The following is a 15,507-nucleotide window of genomic DNA, read 5'->3' on the forward strand; positions in this document are numbered from 1 at the left end:
ACTTCCAGCCCAGCCACGGTGAGCATTACCGTCAGCAGGCCCACCATTACCCTGAGCCCAAGCGGCCTGAGCAATGGCATCATCGGCATTGCCTATAGCGCCACCCTCAGCACTTCCGGCGGCACGGCGCCCTACACCTACACCATCACCGCCGGCAGCCTGCCGCCTGGAATAAGCCTGAACACCTCCACCGGAGTAATCAGTGGCACGCCTTCCGCCAGCGGCACCGCCAACCTGACCATCACCGCCACCGACGCCTACAGCGCTACAGGTTCACGGGCCTATACCCTGGTGATCGGTGCCCAGGTGCCTGTCGCCGGTGCCGTCAGTGCAACACTCGCGGCAAACAGCAGCGCCAACCCGATCACGCTGAACATCAGCGGCGCCGCCGCCACCAGTGTCGCCGTTGCCAGCGCGGCTAGCCATGGCAACGCCACCGCCAGCGGCACCAGCATCACCTACACACCGAACGCAGGCTTCTCCGGCTCTGACAGCTTCACCTACACCGCCACCAACGCCAGCGGTACTTCCAGCCCAGCCACGGTGAGCATTACCGTCAGCAGGCCCACCATTACCCTGAGCCCAAGCGGCCTGAGCAATGGCATCATCGGCATTGCCTATAGCGCCACCCTCAGCACTTCCGGCGGCACGGCGCCCTACACTTACGCCATCACCGCCGGCAGCCTCCTTCCCGGAATGACCCTGAGCCCCATCGGAATCCTCAGTGGCACGCCTTCCGCCAGCGGCACCACCAACCTGACCATCACCGCCACGGATGCCAACGGCGCTACAGCCTCACAGGCCTATACCTTGTTAGTCACCGATGAAACCCCGATAGCCCCGTCGCAAACCATCAATAGTGCAGGCCCTGGCCAGCCGGTTGAGATCGACTTGACCAGTAATGCCACTGGCGGTCCGTTTACCGCCGCCAACCTGCTCACCACGGTACCGGCTAGCGTAGGTAGCGCGTCCATTCATGAAGCCAGCACTGACAGGTCAAACCTGCGCGCAGCAACCGTGCGTGCAGTAGGTAAGAGCTACATCCTGCGTTTTGTTCCCAATCCCGACGCCAATGGCGCTGTCAGCTTGAGTTACACCTTAAGCAACACCAGCAAAACGTCTAGCCCCGGCGTGATCAGCATTACCCTCAGTTCGCGTAGTGACCCGTCCAAGGATGCCGAGGTACAGGGCTTGCTCAATGCTCAGGCCAACAGCAGCCGACGCTTCGCCAATGGCCAGATCAGCAACTTCCAGCAACGTCTGGAGGCACTTCACGCCGGCAATGTCAGCCCGTTCAGCAATGGCCTCACCTTGTCTTCAGCCAGCCTGCAACGCCAACGCCAACGCCAACGCCTTAATGATGACCCGACAGGCATCGAACAGTGGCTACAGATCAAAAGCGCTAAAGTACAAGCTGAGCCGTCGCTGCGGGCACGCCCCGCAAGCTCGGTAGGCGAGCAAATGCCAGTCCTGGGTAATAATCAACCTGCTAATGAGCAGACGTCTCCCTTGGCGTTCTGGACCAGCGGCACCATTAGCATCGGTGACGATGCCAAGCGCTCATCCGACAACGAGCAGAGGTTCGTCACCTCTGGCCTGTCCGTCGGCGCCGACTATCGATGGGCACCCAACCTGACGCTTGGCGTGGGCCTTGGTTATGGCCACGACAAAACCGATATCGGCGACAACGGTAGTCGGAGCCAGGCCGACAGTTACAGCGTGGCGTTGTATGGCAGCTACCGGCCAATCGAGAGCATCTTCCTGGATGCGGTGTTGGGCTACCAGCGCCTGACATTCGATACCCGCCGTTATGTCACCGACAACGCCGGCATGGTGAATGGCAACCGTGACGGTAATCAGACCTTCGCCTCACTGGCGGCCGGTTATGAGTATCGCGAAGACCAATGGCTGCTATCACCATACGCACGCCTTGACCTGGCCCATGGCAAGCTCGATCACTACCGCGAGATCGGCGATGCGATTTTCGCGCTGAGATACGAAGAACAAACCGTGAAAACCACCAGTACCAGTCTGGGCCTGCGCAGCGAGTATGCGAAAATCACGGCTTTCGGTGAGCTCACGCCGAGTCTGCGACTCGAGTACCAACACGACTTTCAGGGTGCTGGCGATGCTTCGATGCGCTATGCCGACAACAGCGGCATCGGCACGCTATACCACATCAACCTTGACCCTTTGAGCCAGGATCGCGGCGTGCTCGGCCTAGGCCTTGGCCTGCTCATGGAGTCCAACTGGAACCTGCGTATGGAGTACCAATTCACCATTGGCTCGGGCGCGCAGCAGACGCAATCGATGCTGTTCAACCTGGGGAAACCGTTCTAAATACTGGAGTAGCGGTGCGCCATGTGCGGCAGTAGGCCGCGCATGAGCAGCGTTTAGGACCTTTTTCGACAGTGAAAAAAGGTTCCGTCTGATCAGTCAGTGCGGGGCCTTCTTTTTCAGTGTCGGTAGCACCTCCGAATGTCCACTTTTGGATTTCCGACATTTGCGTTAGGCGTCACCACCCAGAAGATAGATTATAACCCTCCGGTCAAGTCATCTATCGAAGCTGGGAAAACAAGCTATGCAAATCTAGGCTCGCCCGAGCATTGTCTTTAGAAGTTGACCAGTGAGAGCCGCATTCACGTCTTGAATGTGGCGCACCAACACGCGTGCCAAACTATGTTGTCAGCACCCAGCTGCTATGCCGAGAGACGGACAGTCAACCTCTCCATTCGCGAGTGTCCCCTATGGGTCCAGGCTGTGTGAAAACGCGCTAAATACGTCGAAAACTGAGAGTCGCGAGAGTTGCCTGTGGAATCAGCGACTAAAGGGCGAGCAAGCGGCTGGACTACGCCCTGATCGCCTCAAGCAGTCCTGCGATGCCGAAGATGCTCATCATTCGTTTGAGGTTGTACGCGAGCACATGAAGGCTCATCTCGGTACTTACTCTCGGCAGGGTCTTGGTCAGGAAGTGGCTGCTTCCCATCCAGTATTTGAGCGTTCCAAAAGGATGCTCAACAGTCTGGCGACGAACCTTCATCTTCCCCGGGTCATGCTCCAGCCGAATCTGCATCGCGTCGATTACCGCCTCATGTTCCCACCGCTTCACGCGGCGCTCCTTACCCTTCGTACACTGCTTTTGCATTGCGCAGGACTGGCAGCCCGAGAAGTAGTAGGGGTTTGGGGAGCAATGGAACCGAAAACCAACGTAAGCACGAATTAGAGTTCGCTTTACTCGTATGTGACTGTTGATTGGAGAACTCTGATTGTCGAAACGAGTTTATCGAACCGCTTTTCGGATGTTTACGGTCCTTCCTGATGTTCGTTAAAGCGGTTTCATAAAACGGTGGTTTTATCGTACTCCCCAGACAGAGCGCTGGTTTGCGGGCAGGTACTGGGCTTAAGTGCGTTTACTGTTCCATTGCTCCCCGAACCCCTTGACCGCGCTTCGTTCTGACAGCATGGCGCGCTTCCACATTTACCGCAGGCAGCAAAAAGGGGGCAAAGCCCCCTTTTCAAACAATCTACCTATGTTCAGTCTCGGCCCATTCCGCCGAACCCCTTTGGCTGGTGCGAAGGCACCTTTTGTTCATGCTGCAGCTGACGGTCTTTGACGATGCCTACACCGGCGAAAGGGTAACGAATGGAAAGGTCTTTCCCACTTTGGACAAGCCCGGACTTAGCGCTGCTCAGCGCAGAGCGATCATGCGCAATGTGCGTCACTCGATCACCGTTCACAATCTGCTGGATGACTTGGTTCTCTTTGAACCCGACAACCTTACCTTCGTAGGTTTCGCCAGTTACAGCGTGCTCGAACGCCGGCATATCCGCTTGTTTTGAACGGGCTTGCTCATGTTCGACTGGCTTACCTGCTGCAGCGCCTGCCAGCTCCTTCTTGCTCAATTCGAGGGCGTCTTTGAACGACGCCTTGAACTCAGCAGCGCCAGGTGCATTATCAAACGGCAAATCCTTGTATGCCTTACCTTCATGCACACCGGTGCCAGCGTACATTTTCGGACGATCACCGGGCTCTTGTACCAGGATCATCGGTTTATTGGTCAAGTCTGCCTTGAACCACGCTTCTCCCGCAGCCTTTGCGTCAGTGAATACCTGACGCTCTTTGCCTTCCTGATTGATGGTGTAGGTGGTTTTAGTAACGTCTTCTTTGGCCATGTCCTAATCCTCTTATCTGTCCTAGATCTGCAGCAATTGAAAGCGGATTAAACCCGCCCTATTCCAGCGGCGCCTTTCGGCAGGCGTTCCGGTGATCTTTGTCCATCCAGCTCCAGGGCTGGCTTCGCTATGCCGACGCTTTCAGACACATAACGAACGCTCACTGACCTGTCATTGGTGAACACGTTGGATTGCGCGCTGTTGAGCGACGTGCGCTTGTGTTCAATCAAAACATCGTAACCATTGACCCGTGATGCTTGATAAAACGACTGGGAATCGCGATGAACGATTGGACCTTCGTAGGCCCTGCCAATGTCCGGCTGGATAGCTGGACCGTACTTTTGAAACAGCTCGAAGGATGGCTCACTACTGCGCTTATGATCGGTCGCCCAGTCTTCGGCATTCCGTGGCGAAGCGTTCACATGCTCTGCTACGTTCTCACCAGGTCGCTTGGCTCCAGTCAGCTGATAAGCACCACGTTCACCCTGTTGCGTTCGATCCTTGTCCATTGGGTTTTCGTCTTTGTCCATTGGTAGACCCTCGCTCAATATTGCGGCTTGAAAGCTTTGCCCTGATCCCACCGGCTTTGCCAGTGGTTCAGGTATTGCTCGGCGAGATCGGCATCATTCCAAACCACCAATGCGTTCTCGCTGTTGCTCTTGGCGGCGGCAGCGGTGTAGTTGAAGCTTCCGGTTTCTACCGCTTTGCCATCCACTACGATGAACTTGTCATGATGAATCGCGTAAGTGCTGATAGTGCGCGTCGGTATGCCAGCACGTACCAGGAGTGACAGAGCGTGTTTCCCAGCCCGTGAGCCGTTGCCCTGCAGGTTGCCTTGGTAATCAGCAACCACCGCCACATCGACCCCGCGCTGTTTCGCAGTGATCAATGCTTTCGCAACATCAGGACTGGTGAACATGTAGGCCGAGAGCCTGATCGAGCTGGAGGCTGAATTTATGGTTCGCAGTACCAAATCGCGGGCAGATCCTTCCGGAGAAAACCCCACCTCGATACGGCGGGCACCATCAACATCGACAGCCACCGCTGACGACTTGGCGTCCGTGGGCTGGTTCGCCCATGCAATCGGCGACACCAAGCCAAATAGCGCGGAGAAGGCAAAAATACGGAAAGCGTGCAACTTAGAATCCATTGCGTGAGCCTCCCCACTGATCGTTTGCTTTTTTGGCCCCAGCCTGATCACCAACGCATTGCGCCACGAAATTCCCTCGAGCAGCGGCAGTGCGTGAAGGGCTGAAGTGCCCGTGCTTGAATCTCACGATGCTGAAATAGCGCTTGAGATATTTGTTGCAATCACCATCGCGGGACATGCCAAGCAGACAAAGGGTTGCGCCACATGCGTCCTCATTACTGTTGTCCCCATCCGAGAAGTCTGTAGGGGGCTGCGCGCCTGCTTGGGCAGCACCTGCGAATGCCAAGGTCGCCATAAAAGCTAAAAAGTGTTTGCGCATTGGGATCTCCTTTTCTCGCATGCGAGAAATCAGTTGATTATCTGTACGAATGAAGGGGCAGATTGTTGTTGCTGTACGGGCATTGCCGCTGGCTCTGCATTGGCAGTCCGCGCGTCGAAGGCTGTGAACTGCCGTTTTTCCTCGGGCGCATCGCCGGTATCCAACTGGACCTGAATCTGCGGCTTTTGCTGTGCTTGAGGCTGGGCCTGTGCTACCGCCTGACCATTTGCATCCGTGAAGGTCAACCACGGGCCTGCAGGTTGCTCAGCGGCTCCCTGAGCGCGCTTACGAGCTTTCGATGGGGATTTGGTGCTAGCGACTACAGGAATGGCTTGCGCGGCTTCCTGAATGTCGAACGCGGGCACAATCGGATCTTCTGCCGTTGGATTACTTGCACGGTCGACAACCTTTTCGACGTAGGACATTTCCCCAGGATGGTCTGGTTTGAAACCGCGCAGTTCGTTGCCGCTGTAATACATCGACGTTGCTTTCAACAACGCTTCTTGCTTCGTGCTGCTGGTCTTGAGGGCCTGACTGTAATACTCGATCAGCAAATTGCTGATCGCCTGCAGGTTGCGGCATGGCTCGAAAACATCTTGATAGCTCAGGCCCCGGGCTCGCATGTTCGTAACCAACAATTGCCCCAAGCCCATCGCGTAACGATGACCATCCCGCTCCAGTTGCTCAGCCGTCGCAACGGCTTCGCTCAGGGACTGGGGTTGACGCTCTAGACGAGTACCAACTACGCCAATGGCATAGGGGTTGAACGAAGATTCATTGCCTATCAGCGCTTTGAGAGTTGACGCATGAACGTTCGGCGCGCACTTAGCTGCCAGTTCGGAAAAGCGCTTGGGCTGTGATTCTTCGGCGGCAACGTGGCCGACAAGGCAGGCCGATGCGAGGATGGCCAGCGCGAATTTAGGCAGCTTTTGCATATTGCACCTCCGTGATGTAACGACGGCCATCAAAGCCATATTCCCACTGGATCACTACGTCGATCAGCTGACGGGCGAATTCCACAAGTTGGTTTTTGCTCATGTCGGAACCGCCACGCGATGCCATCGACGCAAGCCGGTCAAACATCAGGTCGGGGCTATCCGCGTGGATAGTGCTGAATGAACCGCTATGACCGGTGTTCAGCAATTCAAGATAGGGGTAAGCCTCAGCACCGCGAAGCTCGCCCATGATTGCGCGGTCAGGCGTAAGACGGAGAATCGATTCAAGGTGATCAAACGGCGTGACTCGCGCTTTGCCTTGGCCACCTCGGGAATAGATCAAATGAACCACGTTCTCGCTTTTGAGACGGATCTCGCGGGTATCTTCGATTGTGACGATCCGCTCATTAGGGTCTACATGCTGCAACAGCATGTTGAGGAAGGTGCTTTTGCCCGCGTTTGTCCCTGCCGAAATCATGATGTTTTTGTGGGCCTTGACGCACCCAATGAAAAATTCCGACCAGCGCTTGGCGCGGTACAACTCGACCAGGTGATCATCGCTGTACTGATCTGGCGTGCGTGCCTCGTTGATCTGGTCAAACGCTCCCGAAGCGATGTATTGGTCCATCGTCAGCTGAACGCGGCCAGGTTTACGAATACAGACGATGCCGCCGATATGTTGCTCAACGGCAGGCGCAAGCACGCACTGGACTCGATAGTCGCCACGTTCCGAGTCCGCTACGTGGTCGCTCATGTCCATAGGGATGCGACCGGAAAGGATCGGCGTATAAGCGTTGACCTCTTGCTCTGTATGCGCCGCAATCAACTCGGCTAGCGACTTGATCAGCGGAAGGGTGACGCCATCCACAGCGACGGGGCGCATGAAGCGGCTACCGCGATACGCCGCCCATACGTTGCCTGGACCGTTGATAGCGATCTCGGATACCGCTGGGTCATCGAGCAGGAAATCAAAACTGCGCAGCTTTTGGCGGAACGAAGCAATCTCAGACATGGAAAAACCTCAGTTAATGAATTTCACGCCGCCGTTGTCAGCCTCTTTGGCTTCCTCGGCGAACTGTTCGGTGAAGTCCAAATCACGCTGCAGGTAGATCACCACGCGTGAGCCATGAGGAACGGTGACTGTCGGTTGAATGTTTGCGTACCGGCTAAGAATGGTTTGCGAAGACTCAGCGGCAGCCTCTTGCACTTGAGTGCGGTACTGAGACGCGGAGTTGTCTTGATCGCCCGAGGAAACGCCGGAGTTGGAAGCACCCGCGCCGATGATCGAAACGGCAGCAGCAACACCGAAGATCTGCGCCCAGTGGTTATCAACGACACCACCTTGGCCAGCGGAACCCAGCTGATCAGATCCAGCGCTATCCAATGGAATTTCCATTGCACGGCGACCCGCCAACTTGGGCATACGCAACCAGTTCCAAACGGTGAATAGGCGCTCTTGACCAGGTGTCAGACTGGCGTTGTAGCTCCCGCACACCGAAGACCCCCAAGGGATCATTACGCGGCGACCCTCCGCTGCATAAACGTCCTGAGCAGTGGTTACGCAAATCTGACCGGGCAATTGACTCTGCGCACGTGGCTGCAAAGTCGCCTCGATTGCAGCACCCTGCAGAACCTTGAACTGCAAGTTCTCCAGAGCCCGAGCTTTCGCCACCGGCACGCCGGTGGAGTAAGTCGACGATGCGAAATTCTCGTTGGCATTGCGGGAGACGTGCCCGGAATTACCCGAGTTACCGCCCAGCAACGACCCACCGGCTGACTGTTGAGCTGGATCTTGATCGTCACGACCTTGCGCAAAACCATCGTCCTTTGCAGTTGCAAAGATCGCAGAGCGCTGGCGCGCAGCGAGCATCTGTTTGCGTTTAATTTCTTCCTGTAATTCCAACGCTTGTCGCTGACGTTCAGCTTCGCTCAAACCCTCCTGTTGAGTCTGACGCTCAGCTGTTGAACGCGGTGTGTCAGCAGGTGCGCCAGGCTCGCCATCGTTGCTCACTGGCTTGACCTTCGCCGCTTCGCGCTTAGGTGTTGGGTCTTGGACCTTACGGCGCTCAGCCGCGACTATCTCATCGTTTTTTGCAGGGGCAGCAGGCTCGCCACTGTCATGCTTGAGCCAGTACACAAAGCCACACGCCACAACCGCTGCGCCAATCATGAGAACGCCGCTGCGCTTTCCACCAGAACCAGCCTTTAGCATCGAGTTCGATTGCGACTCGTTCCATTCGGCCATTTCTTCTTCGCGGGTTTTATCCGCTTGCTGATCAATTGGCTTGATAGGTTCCTTCGCCATGGTTATGCCCCTCCCCCATCACGCGCACCCCGAGTAACTGTGCGCTTGTACGGATTCGCCAGGTTTTCAACACAGATATAGGAATTGCCGCTGCGCACTACGAACATGCTGGCCAGACGCTGAACAACCCAGTACTCGCCCTCGCGGCGTGCATTGACCATCGCCTCGGTGCCGTCAGGCAGTACGCGGTAAAACTGCGGCAGATCCGCACCTTTTTTCATCAGAAACTTGGTGAACTGACCGTCATCCATGACGCCCTGCAGGCCGATGGCTTCTTTGTCACCCGAATAGCCGTAGTTGATGTTCGGGGAGGACGGAGTACCGGTGCTGGTAATTGGCCCAGTAGCGGCAGGCGCTGGGGCTTCCGATGCATTGTTATACGATGTGACACGGCTGGTTGGATAAACGAATCGGATCAGGTACGACTGACTTGTTTTCGCCGTCGTACTGTTGAGCTGAAAGTAATACGTCCGTTTGGATGTAATCACCGTCATGTTTGTGTCCGCATTGTCTTCCACGGGCTTCAAGAAAACCCGGTTACGGAATGGCATGCTTTGCCAGGAGATCGTATCACCAAGTGCAACAACCTTGACCAATTCATCCGCTTCGAACTCAATAGATGTTTGGTACCCGTATGTTCCGACCAGCTCGTAAACTTGGTTTGGATCATAGGGAACCTGTTTGACACGGTTGTCGGAGGACAGAGCCCTCGGCAACTTTGCAGCTTGTGCGTTAAATGCACACAGAGCCAAACTCAGGGCAATAGCTGTCGGTAGAACGAACTGTTTTTTCATGATTAGTTTCCTTGGGGGGAATGAATTACTGGCGGCTCAGTTCTTCACTCTTACGGTATAAAGTTGCCAAAGTGCCAAACGGGTTTTCCCAACGATCACCCAAAGCTCTAGGAATCATCGTATGTGCAACCTTTATCGTTGCCAGATAGGAAGTAACCTTTGGCTCTTTATCACCCCATTTGTGATTGGTTGAAATAAACATCACCTGATACTCATCGCCAATCTTGTTCATGCGCTTGGGTTGGGCTTCGATCCAGTCGTTTTCCCCGAGCGATGCGTATGGATTGCGCGCATTATCAGGGCTGATTTCCTTCTCATATTCGACCGCGACATTGCGAGTCATGTATGTGTGGCAGGTATCGGACAGCTGTTGCTTGCGCCGAGGGTCAAAGGTGTTACAAGCACGTATGAAGTCAAACAGAACGCCTTCGATGATAGCCTGCTCTTTGTCGACGTTTTCCGCCGTAACGGTGCGCTGTTTAAGCACTTCACCATCGGCGCCGATCACCGTCACCACATTGACGAACGTCTTGGTTTCAGCCAGGAACGCAATGGCTATGGCCAACCCAACCACGGTTAGTGCAAACGCACCATTCAGAAAATAACCACGGTTACGTTCTTGTTTTACCTTCTTGTGTTCGAGTTGACGCTTACGGCGCGCAATCTCATCTTTCTTTAATGTATTGTCCATTGCTTATTTCCCCAATCCTACGGTTCGCAATGCCATCATTGCCAGCGAAGAACCACCGACTGTTGCGCTGGTAGCAATCGCAGCAGCCCACCCGCGCACTTGCAATAAGCAGATGATCAACACGCCTTCAACGATGATAAGAGTTCCCCATTGTTGAGCGGTTATCAACGCAGCATCCGAAATGGTGGCTGTATTGGCAACTTCGTCAATTGCTTGGCCGAAAATCGCATATCCAAAACGAACAATTGCGATGGACAATATGTAAATCAGCGAGAAGTTAAGCATTTTGCTGAACCAGCTCATTGTCCATTGACGCGTCTGCTCGAAAAATATGAATCCGATCAGTATTGGCAAAATGCACATAATGATCGCTGCACCAAACTTGGCAATCAGCATATTCAGGATTGCAGCGATAAAAAGAATGCAGTTAACCGCAAACAAACCGGAACCCATGATAATCATGCCGAACTGACGCCAGCTTACGTTCATCAACGTGCTTGCAACCTGACCGACATTCACATAAAGCGCATCAAGCATAGAAGTGCTATCAACACCTCGACTCATGATTTGTGCTGCAATCGTTTCAGTCCAAGTCCCCCAAATCTGATAGAGCGCCGATCCCCCCGTCGACCAATTGAGCGTCAGGAAGACCATAAACGTAAGCATTGCCCGTTTAACAATGTCCCACGGCGCAACAGAGATTTTGCCGTTATAGGTCTGAATACCCAGCACTGCCCAATAAGCGACGGCTATTGTCCATACTAGGGGCTCTACCAAGTTAGCGAGATTTGGGAAGACCTCGGCGACAAAGCTAGTCGTCACATCATCGGTCGCCCCAATCAGGCCCTTGAGGGTTAGGTCCGCCATGGATTCGATGCCCCGTACACAGACTTGAAGTGCGTGATGACCTCGGAAGAACGGAAGTCATCAGCACCAAGTGTCACACCCGTTTCGGCTTTGATCTCTTTCGACGTTTTGTCGATGCAACCAGCGACCAGGCCCCCTTTGTACGATGGGTTCTTCATGTAGATCTCGGCGAAGCAGGTCCCCGGAAACCACCTGGCCACATCAGCTTTAGAGGCTTTCAACAACGGGTTGCCCAAGGACGTTTCGATCCGTACTGGAGCATCGCCATTGGAAACCGCAGGAGCCTCGCTTCCGAACTGATAGGTGGTGGTGTTGACGTAGATGATGGTCCCCACGACAAACCCGGCGATGACCACGCATACGGTATTGGTGACGGTGAAGAACTTAGGCATTGCGGGCCTCCTTGGCCTGAATAACGAAAGGCTTGAACTCACAGGCGCATGGCGACTTGTCGATCTTGCCGGTGTTGGTTACACAGCCCGACGCGGCAGACACGATGACGAGCAGCAGCATGAATTTGCCAAACCGGTAGAACAGCCACAGAGGCCCCCAAGCCGGTACGGTGATGATCTTGAGAATCAGCCAAAGAGTTTTCATGTGATCTCCTTTTCTCGCACGCGAGAATTAGTCTTTTTTCCAACGGAAGAACTGTTCGTTCTGCGACGTTGCTTGGTTTTCCTGATTCGCCAGATTCGCCTGCAGGTTCATGTTCAACGCCTGCAATTTGGACTGGGCCGAAGTCAGCATCCCGTTTTCAGTGGCAATACGGTTTTGCAGATCGGCGGCGTCCTTCGCGTTGGTGGTGTTATCCACTTGCATTGACATCGTGGTCAGGTTGTTCAAGTGAACCTGTACCTCGCTGTACAGCGCTTCACCGGCGGACATGGCGGCAACGACAGAGTTAGAGCTGAGTTGATAGCCGCGTGCGCGATTGCTATCCGGATTAGCGAACAGCTCTTGCGGCAAGGTGTTGACCAGTTCCTCGTAATGCGACTGCTTACTGCCGTAGGCACCAGAGTTCTGACGAGATACCACCTCTTGCCAGGAACCAGGCACCACGGACGCGGAATTGATCGAATCATTCAGACCGATAGAACCACGGCCATAGGAACCGCGCATGTTGTTCATAATGTTGGTCTGAGTTTCGTACTGCTGCTTGAGTACCTTGAATTGCTCTTGGAGCTGGAGCAGCTCTTGAGCCATCGCGGCAGCGTTTGCGTAGTCGAATGTAGGGACACCCGCGTTCGCTGCACCACCGAGCGTAAGAGTTATCGCTGTAGCAAGACCTAGTTTCTTCATACGAGCCATCATTTGATCGCCTTTAAGTTATGGGTGTTGTTGGCCTTGGCCTCTGCCATGAAAACTGGCACCCAGACCTCGGGGTCATTGGTGCCCAGGCGCTCAATGATTGAGTACATCAAGGCCACACCAACATCGTTTGAAGACAGGACCGGGATGAAATCGGACAGGTCTTCTTCAGGGTTATCGGAAGTCAGGTCGAAGCACGCACGAATCGATTCCTGACCGCGACGAATCAAGAACTTGCGGTCCTTTGGATTCAGCTCGCGCAACCACTTCTTTTCTTCCTCCGTCAGGTTCGTGTGGTCTTCGTCTTTCACCGAGTCGCTGGCCAGGTAGATCTTGGTCACGGTCTGCTTGTCGATGGAGTCGGTTTCACTGTGGAAGTATTTCGCGTCAGGGGTGATGAAGATCAAAATCCCGTTTTTACGGCGGATCTGCATGATGAAATTATCAATCCGATTGCGCCAAAAATCGTTTTTGACCAGGTTCTGGCCTTCATCCAAAACCAGAATGAATGGCCTGCCATCCATAGCCTGCTCAATGCAGTGCAGTGGGTAGCTCATCACGACAGGCAGTTCCGGGCGCGCATCGCCACCTTTCATCAGCTCCGACATTTCAAAGCAGTAGTGCCGGGATTTACTGAGATCGAAAGTATCGGTTTCGTTATCAAAAACCCCGGCGTTTGCGCCTTCGATTCCTTTGGCACCGTGCCAAATAGCCATAATGTCGGCTAAAGCTCCGTGCCCGTAAGTCCATACGACATTGCGCAACCGGCGATTTTCGTATGGCAGCTCGTAGTTCTCGTTTACCGCATCCTTGAACCGCTTAATGTCGTCGGCCTCAGTGGGGGTGCTTGCGTAGCACTCCCGCATCTGGATCTGTAGATCGATGAGGTAGGCACGGTTCTCAGCCGTATCAGGCAACTTGAAAGGGTTCCAACCCATGCTGTTGTGTGGTGAAAGGATCGAATGAACGCCACCCATAGCCATCATGAAAACGGTGGCCCCGTACCGCATGTCAAACCAGTACACCACCGGCAAGGCTTTGTCCGCTTCACTGACCGTTTCAGCGATCAATGCGGTTTTACCCGACCCGGTGCCTGCGGCCACACCAGTGTGGCCAGCGACCATCCCTTCCAATTCACGGTGGTAGTTGAAGTTATATTGAGTGCCGCTTTCCGTTTCGAAAGCAGTGATTGCAGGGCCCCATAGGTTGCCGTCACGACGTCCGCGAGCAAAGTTGTGCAACGACGCGAAGCCCGCAAAGTTGGTTGACTTGATCTTTCCCCGGCGACCGATAAGAGCTTCTTGTTGACCAGGTAGCTGCGACCAGTAGAACGTCTCAAGGGCCAACCACTCACGAACCGACTTGACGTTCAGGTCGACAAAACAACCCTCGATCAAACCCACCGCATCATCCAGTCGCTTCACATTGGCTTTGCGACTCTCGGCGTTGGTGTTGGCGTCTGAGGGAACGTGAATGAAAATGGTCAGGTGATGTTTGCCATTGACTGTATCGCCACGGCGCAAAGCACGGATACCCTCTGCCAGTTCCTTTGCATCGTCCTCCGAGATTTTGTGTGGATCCGCAACCTTGAGACGCCGAGTTTCATCCATCATTGCGGATTCAGCTTCAATGCGGTTTTCAAAGAAAAACGACTGAGTGATGATGAATTCAACAGGCTGTTGGAGAAATTTATTCATCATGCGCGACGGTGTACGACGCGGCCATTCGGCCATGCTCAACATGGAACCGATGCGAGCTGACGTACTGCCTCGAATCTCGCACATGTTCGCCAGGATGCGGAAATTCAACCGGGCATAGGGCAACGCCTCCTTGATTTTCAGCTCAGTGACGGGGATTTTCCGATACTCAAGGTTGATCAAGTAGTTGAAGAAGCTACTCAGCTCGCAGTATTCCTCGCCCAGGTAATCATAAACAGCTTCCGCGTCGTACTCATCGTGATCCCCAAGCTGGACCTTGAAGTCCTCCCATTTCCATTGGAAGCGGGACACTGCTTGATATGCAGCTTCGCGATCAACTACACCATTGGTTGCGGTCGGATGACGCTGAATGCGAAGACGAGTAGCGCCGTAATCGGACAAGCCTCGCAGTACAAGGTTTGCTGCCTTGTAGAGCGAGTCGGCCATCGCTTCATGTGTCTCGCCAGCTTCATCCGCAGCGGAGTTACCAGTAACCAGCGCCAATGCACGATCCATGAGTCCAGGCACGCCGGAGCGAAAGCGATTGCGGACCAACGAGATATAGATCTCGTTGACGTAGAAACCTCTGTTCTCATAGCGCTTGCGCAACCGGGCATTGAAATACTTGGAGAACCAAGTACCGCCCTGCCCTTCGGGAAAGTCCGTTACCTTGCGACGAATGACATGAACGTAAATGGCAAAATCGCTGCTCGCCACCGTGCGCAGCACAGTATTACGGCGTTCTTCAAACAGCTTGATTTGCGTGCTGGTGAGCGAGTCAAACATCAGGCCATCGATCTTGATGACCTGCACCAGTGAATCCTCGCCGGTGATGACAGTTTGATCGTCATAATGCACGTCATACGGCACCATCTCGCTGACCACCAACTCATCGAGATCCTGATCGGACCCTTCTGGATGTTGGACACCAAGCGAAAGATCCATATTTCGCACTAGCTTATTAAAAGCTTTATCAACGAGGCGCATAACTTCTATATCCCCACAGTTTACGTAGTCGTGATGCTCTCAACTTGAATGCTGCTCTAAGCACACCGAACAAGTACACGTCTTTGCTACAGATCCAGTACGCAGCGGCAAAAAGTATTGGCATCGTAGCGAGCACATAAAGTGATCGAAGTAACAGTGCTGCTAACACTGGGGTTATAAGGCTGATCAAAATACTCGATAAGGTAAACGGCCCCACCATTGATGGCCGGGCCATCGCCACTACGAGCACTTCACCTTCATCAGGATCTGGCTCGGCCATG

At 54.3% G+C, this 15,507-nt stretch carries 16 protein-coding genes and 1 pseudogene; 1 reads left to right on the forward strand and 16 read right to left on the reverse strand.

What is annotated here, in order from left to right:
* The coding region (locus ACZRKZ_RS24905; protein ID WP_463983054.1) for an autotransporter domain-containing protein at window positions 1–2,340 on the forward strand (2,340 nt) is incomplete at its 5' end.
* 508 nt (window positions 2,341–2,848) lie between these two features.
* Here ACZRKZ_RS24905 and ACZRKZ_RS24910 read toward each other — a convergent pair.
* From ACZRKZ_RS24910 to ACZRKZ_RS24985, 16 genes and pseudogenes are all read right to left on the reverse strand, one after another.
* A pseudogene (locus ACZRKZ_RS24910) lies at window positions 2,849–3,175 on the reverse strand (transposase); the annotation flags it as partial.
* Window positions 3,176–3,534: 359 nt separating this feature from the next.
* Window positions 3,535–4,173 (reverse strand): KfrB domain-containing protein, encoded by a 639-nt coding sequence (locus tag ACZRKZ_RS24915; RefSeq protein WP_463983055.1) that lies wholly within the window; start codon window positions 4,171–4,173, stop codon window positions 3,535–3,537.
* Window positions 4,174–4,220: 47 nt separating this feature from the next.
* Window positions 4,221–4,703, reverse strand: a complete 483-nt coding sequence (locus tag ACZRKZ_RS24920; RefSeq protein WP_175389886.1) for a hypothetical protein — start codon at window positions 4,701–4,703, stop codon at window positions 4,221–4,223.
* A gap of 14 nt (window positions 4,704–4,717) precedes the next feature.
* Entirely contained in the window at window positions 4,718–5,323 is a 606-nt protein-coding gene (locus ACZRKZ_RS24925) for a phospholipase D family nuclease (RefSeq protein ID WP_175389885.1), read from the reverse strand.
* Complete coding sequence (locus ACZRKZ_RS24930) at window positions 5,313–5,642, reverse strand: TrbM/KikA/MpfK family conjugal transfer protein (protein ID WP_054902290.1); 330 nt, start codon at window positions 5,640–5,642, stop codon at window positions 5,313–5,315. Before ACZRKZ_RS24930 ends, ACZRKZ_RS24925 begins: the two co-directional genes overlap by 11 nt.
* A 29-nt stretch (window positions 5,643–5,671) precedes the next feature.
* Window positions 5,672–6,577 (reverse strand): lytic transglycosylase domain-containing protein, encoded by a 906-nt coding sequence (locus ACZRKZ_RS24935; protein ID WP_054902291.1) that lies wholly within the window; start codon window positions 6,575–6,577, stop codon window positions 5,672–5,674.
* The gene (gene virB11, locus ACZRKZ_RS24940) at window positions 6,561–7,589 is read right to left on the reverse strand and encodes a P-type DNA transfer ATPase VirB11 (protein ID WP_175389884.1); all 1,029 of its coding nucleotides are present in this window, start codon (window positions 7,587–7,589) and stop codon (window positions 6,561–6,563) included. Before virB11 ends, ACZRKZ_RS24935 begins: the two co-directional genes overlap by 17 nt.
* A gap of 9 nt (window positions 7,590–7,598) precedes the next feature.
* Entirely contained in the window at window positions 7,599–8,882 is a 1,284-nt protein-coding gene (locus ACZRKZ_RS24945; RefSeq protein ID WP_094933918.1) for a TraB/TrbI/VirB10 family type IV secretion system protein, read from the reverse strand.
* 2 nt (window positions 8,883–8,884) lie between these two features.
* Complete coding sequence (locus tag ACZRKZ_RS24950; RefSeq protein WP_094933917.1) at window positions 8,885–9,676, reverse strand: TrbG/VirB9 family P-type conjugative transfer protein; 792 nt, start codon at window positions 9,674–9,676, stop codon at window positions 8,885–8,887.
* A gap of 25 nt (window positions 9,677–9,701) precedes the next feature.
* A complete protein-coding gene (locus ACZRKZ_RS24955; protein WP_094933916.1) occupies window positions 9,702–10,367 on the reverse strand; it encodes a VirB8 family type IV secretion system protein in 666 nt (221 codons plus the stop codon).
* Between the two features lie 3 nt (window positions 10,368–10,370).
* Window positions 10,371–11,234 (reverse strand): TrbL/VirB6 family protein, encoded by an 864-nt coding sequence (locus tag ACZRKZ_RS24960; RefSeq protein WP_094933915.1) that lies wholly within the window; start codon window positions 11,232–11,234, stop codon window positions 10,371–10,373.
* Entirely contained in the window at window positions 11,222–11,626 is a 405-nt protein-coding gene (locus ACZRKZ_RS24965) for a hypothetical protein (protein WP_094933914.1), read from the reverse strand. Before ACZRKZ_RS24965 ends, ACZRKZ_RS24960 begins: the two co-directional genes overlap by 13 nt.
* On the reverse strand, window positions 11,619–11,831 hold the full coding sequence (locus ACZRKZ_RS24970; RefSeq protein WP_094933913.1) for a hypothetical protein: 213 nt from the start codon (window positions 11,829–11,831) through the stop codon (window positions 11,619–11,621). Before ACZRKZ_RS24970 ends, ACZRKZ_RS24965 begins: the two co-directional genes overlap by 8 nt.
* Window positions 11,832–11,858: 27 nt before the next feature.
* Window positions 11,859–12,533: a TrbJ/VirB5 family protein gene (locus ACZRKZ_RS24975; RefSeq protein WP_175389883.1), complete on the reverse strand. Its 675-nt coding sequence runs from the start codon at window positions 12,531–12,533 to the stop codon at window positions 11,859–11,861.
* 8 nt (window positions 12,534–12,541) lie between these two features.
* Window positions 12,542–15,226 (reverse strand): VirB4 family type IV secretion/conjugal transfer ATPase, encoded by a 2,685-nt coding sequence (locus ACZRKZ_RS24980; protein WP_256669010.1) that lies wholly within the window; start codon window positions 15,224–15,226, stop codon window positions 12,542–12,544.
* Window positions 15,213–15,506 (reverse strand): VirB3 family type IV secretion system protein, encoded by a 294-nt coding sequence (locus ACZRKZ_RS24985; RefSeq protein ID WP_169882272.1) that lies wholly within the window; start codon window positions 15,504–15,506, stop codon window positions 15,213–15,215. Before ACZRKZ_RS24985 ends, ACZRKZ_RS24980 begins: the two co-directional genes overlap by 14 nt.
* Window position 15,507 lies beyond the last annotated feature (1 nt).

Source organism: Pseudomonas sp. c313, assembly GCF_055407145.1.

What these genes read in the sequence shown, in the direction of transcription:
- ACZRKZ_RS24960 (WP_094933915.1), bottom strand. Translation starts at nt 11,234, where the DNA reads ATGGCGGACCTAACCCTCAAGGGCCTGATTGGGGCGACCGATGATGTG.
- ACZRKZ_RS24955 (WP_094933916.1), bottom strand. Translation starts at nt 10,367, where the DNA reads ATGGACAATACATTAAAGAAAGATGAGATTGCGCGCCGTAAGCGTCAA.
- virB11 (WP_175389884.1), bottom strand. Translation starts at nt 7,589, where the DNA reads ATGTCTGAGATTGCTTCGTTCCGCCAAAAGCTGCGCAGTTTTGATTTC.
- ACZRKZ_RS24930 (WP_054902290.1), bottom strand. Translation starts at nt 5,642, where the DNA reads ATGCGCAAACACTTTTTAGCTTTTATGGCGACCTTGGCATTCGCAGGT.
- ACZRKZ_RS24925 (WP_175389885.1), bottom strand. Translation starts at nt 5,323, where the DNA reads ATGGATTCTAAGTTGCACGCTTTCCGTATTTTTGCCTTCTCCGCGCTA.
- ACZRKZ_RS24920 (WP_175389886.1), bottom strand. Translation starts at nt 4,703, where the DNA reads ATGGACAAAGACGAAAACCCAATGGACAAGGATCGAACGCAACAGGGT.
- ACZRKZ_RS24985 (WP_169882272.1), bottom strand. Translation starts at nt 15,506, where the DNA reads ATGGCCGAGCCAGATCCTGATGAAGGTGAAGTGCTCGTAGTGGCGATG.
- ACZRKZ_RS24980 (WP_256669010.1), bottom strand. Translation starts at nt 15,226, where the DNA reads ATGCGCCTCGTTGATAAAGCTTTTAATAAGCTAGTGCGAAATATGGAT.
- ACZRKZ_RS24965 (WP_094933914.1), bottom strand. Translation starts at nt 11,626, where the DNA reads ATGCCTAAGTTCTTCACCGTCACCAATACCGTATGCGTGGTCATCGCC.
- ACZRKZ_RS24945 (WP_094933918.1), bottom strand. Translation starts at nt 8,882, where the DNA reads ATGGCGAAGGAACCTATCAAGCCAATTGATCAGCAAGCGGATAAAACC.
- ACZRKZ_RS24970 (WP_094933913.1), bottom strand. Translation starts at nt 11,831, where the DNA reads ATGAAAACTCTTTGGCTGATTCTCAAGATCATCACCGTACCGGCTTGG.
- ACZRKZ_RS24950 (WP_094933917.1), bottom strand. Translation starts at nt 9,676, where the DNA reads ATGAAAAAACAGTTCGTTCTACCGACAGCTATTGCCCTGAGTTTGGCT.
- ACZRKZ_RS24935 (WP_054902291.1), bottom strand. Translation starts at nt 6,577, where the DNA reads ATGCAAAAGCTGCCTAAATTCGCGCTGGCCATCCTCGCATCGGCCTGC.
- ACZRKZ_RS24975 (WP_175389883.1), bottom strand. Translation starts at nt 12,533, where the DNA reads ATGAAGAAACTAGGTCTTGCTACAGCGATAACTCTTACGCTCGGTGGT.
- ACZRKZ_RS24915 (WP_463983055.1), bottom strand. Translation starts at nt 4,173, where the DNA reads ATGGCCAAAGAAGACGTTACTAAAACCACCTACACCATCAATCAGGAA.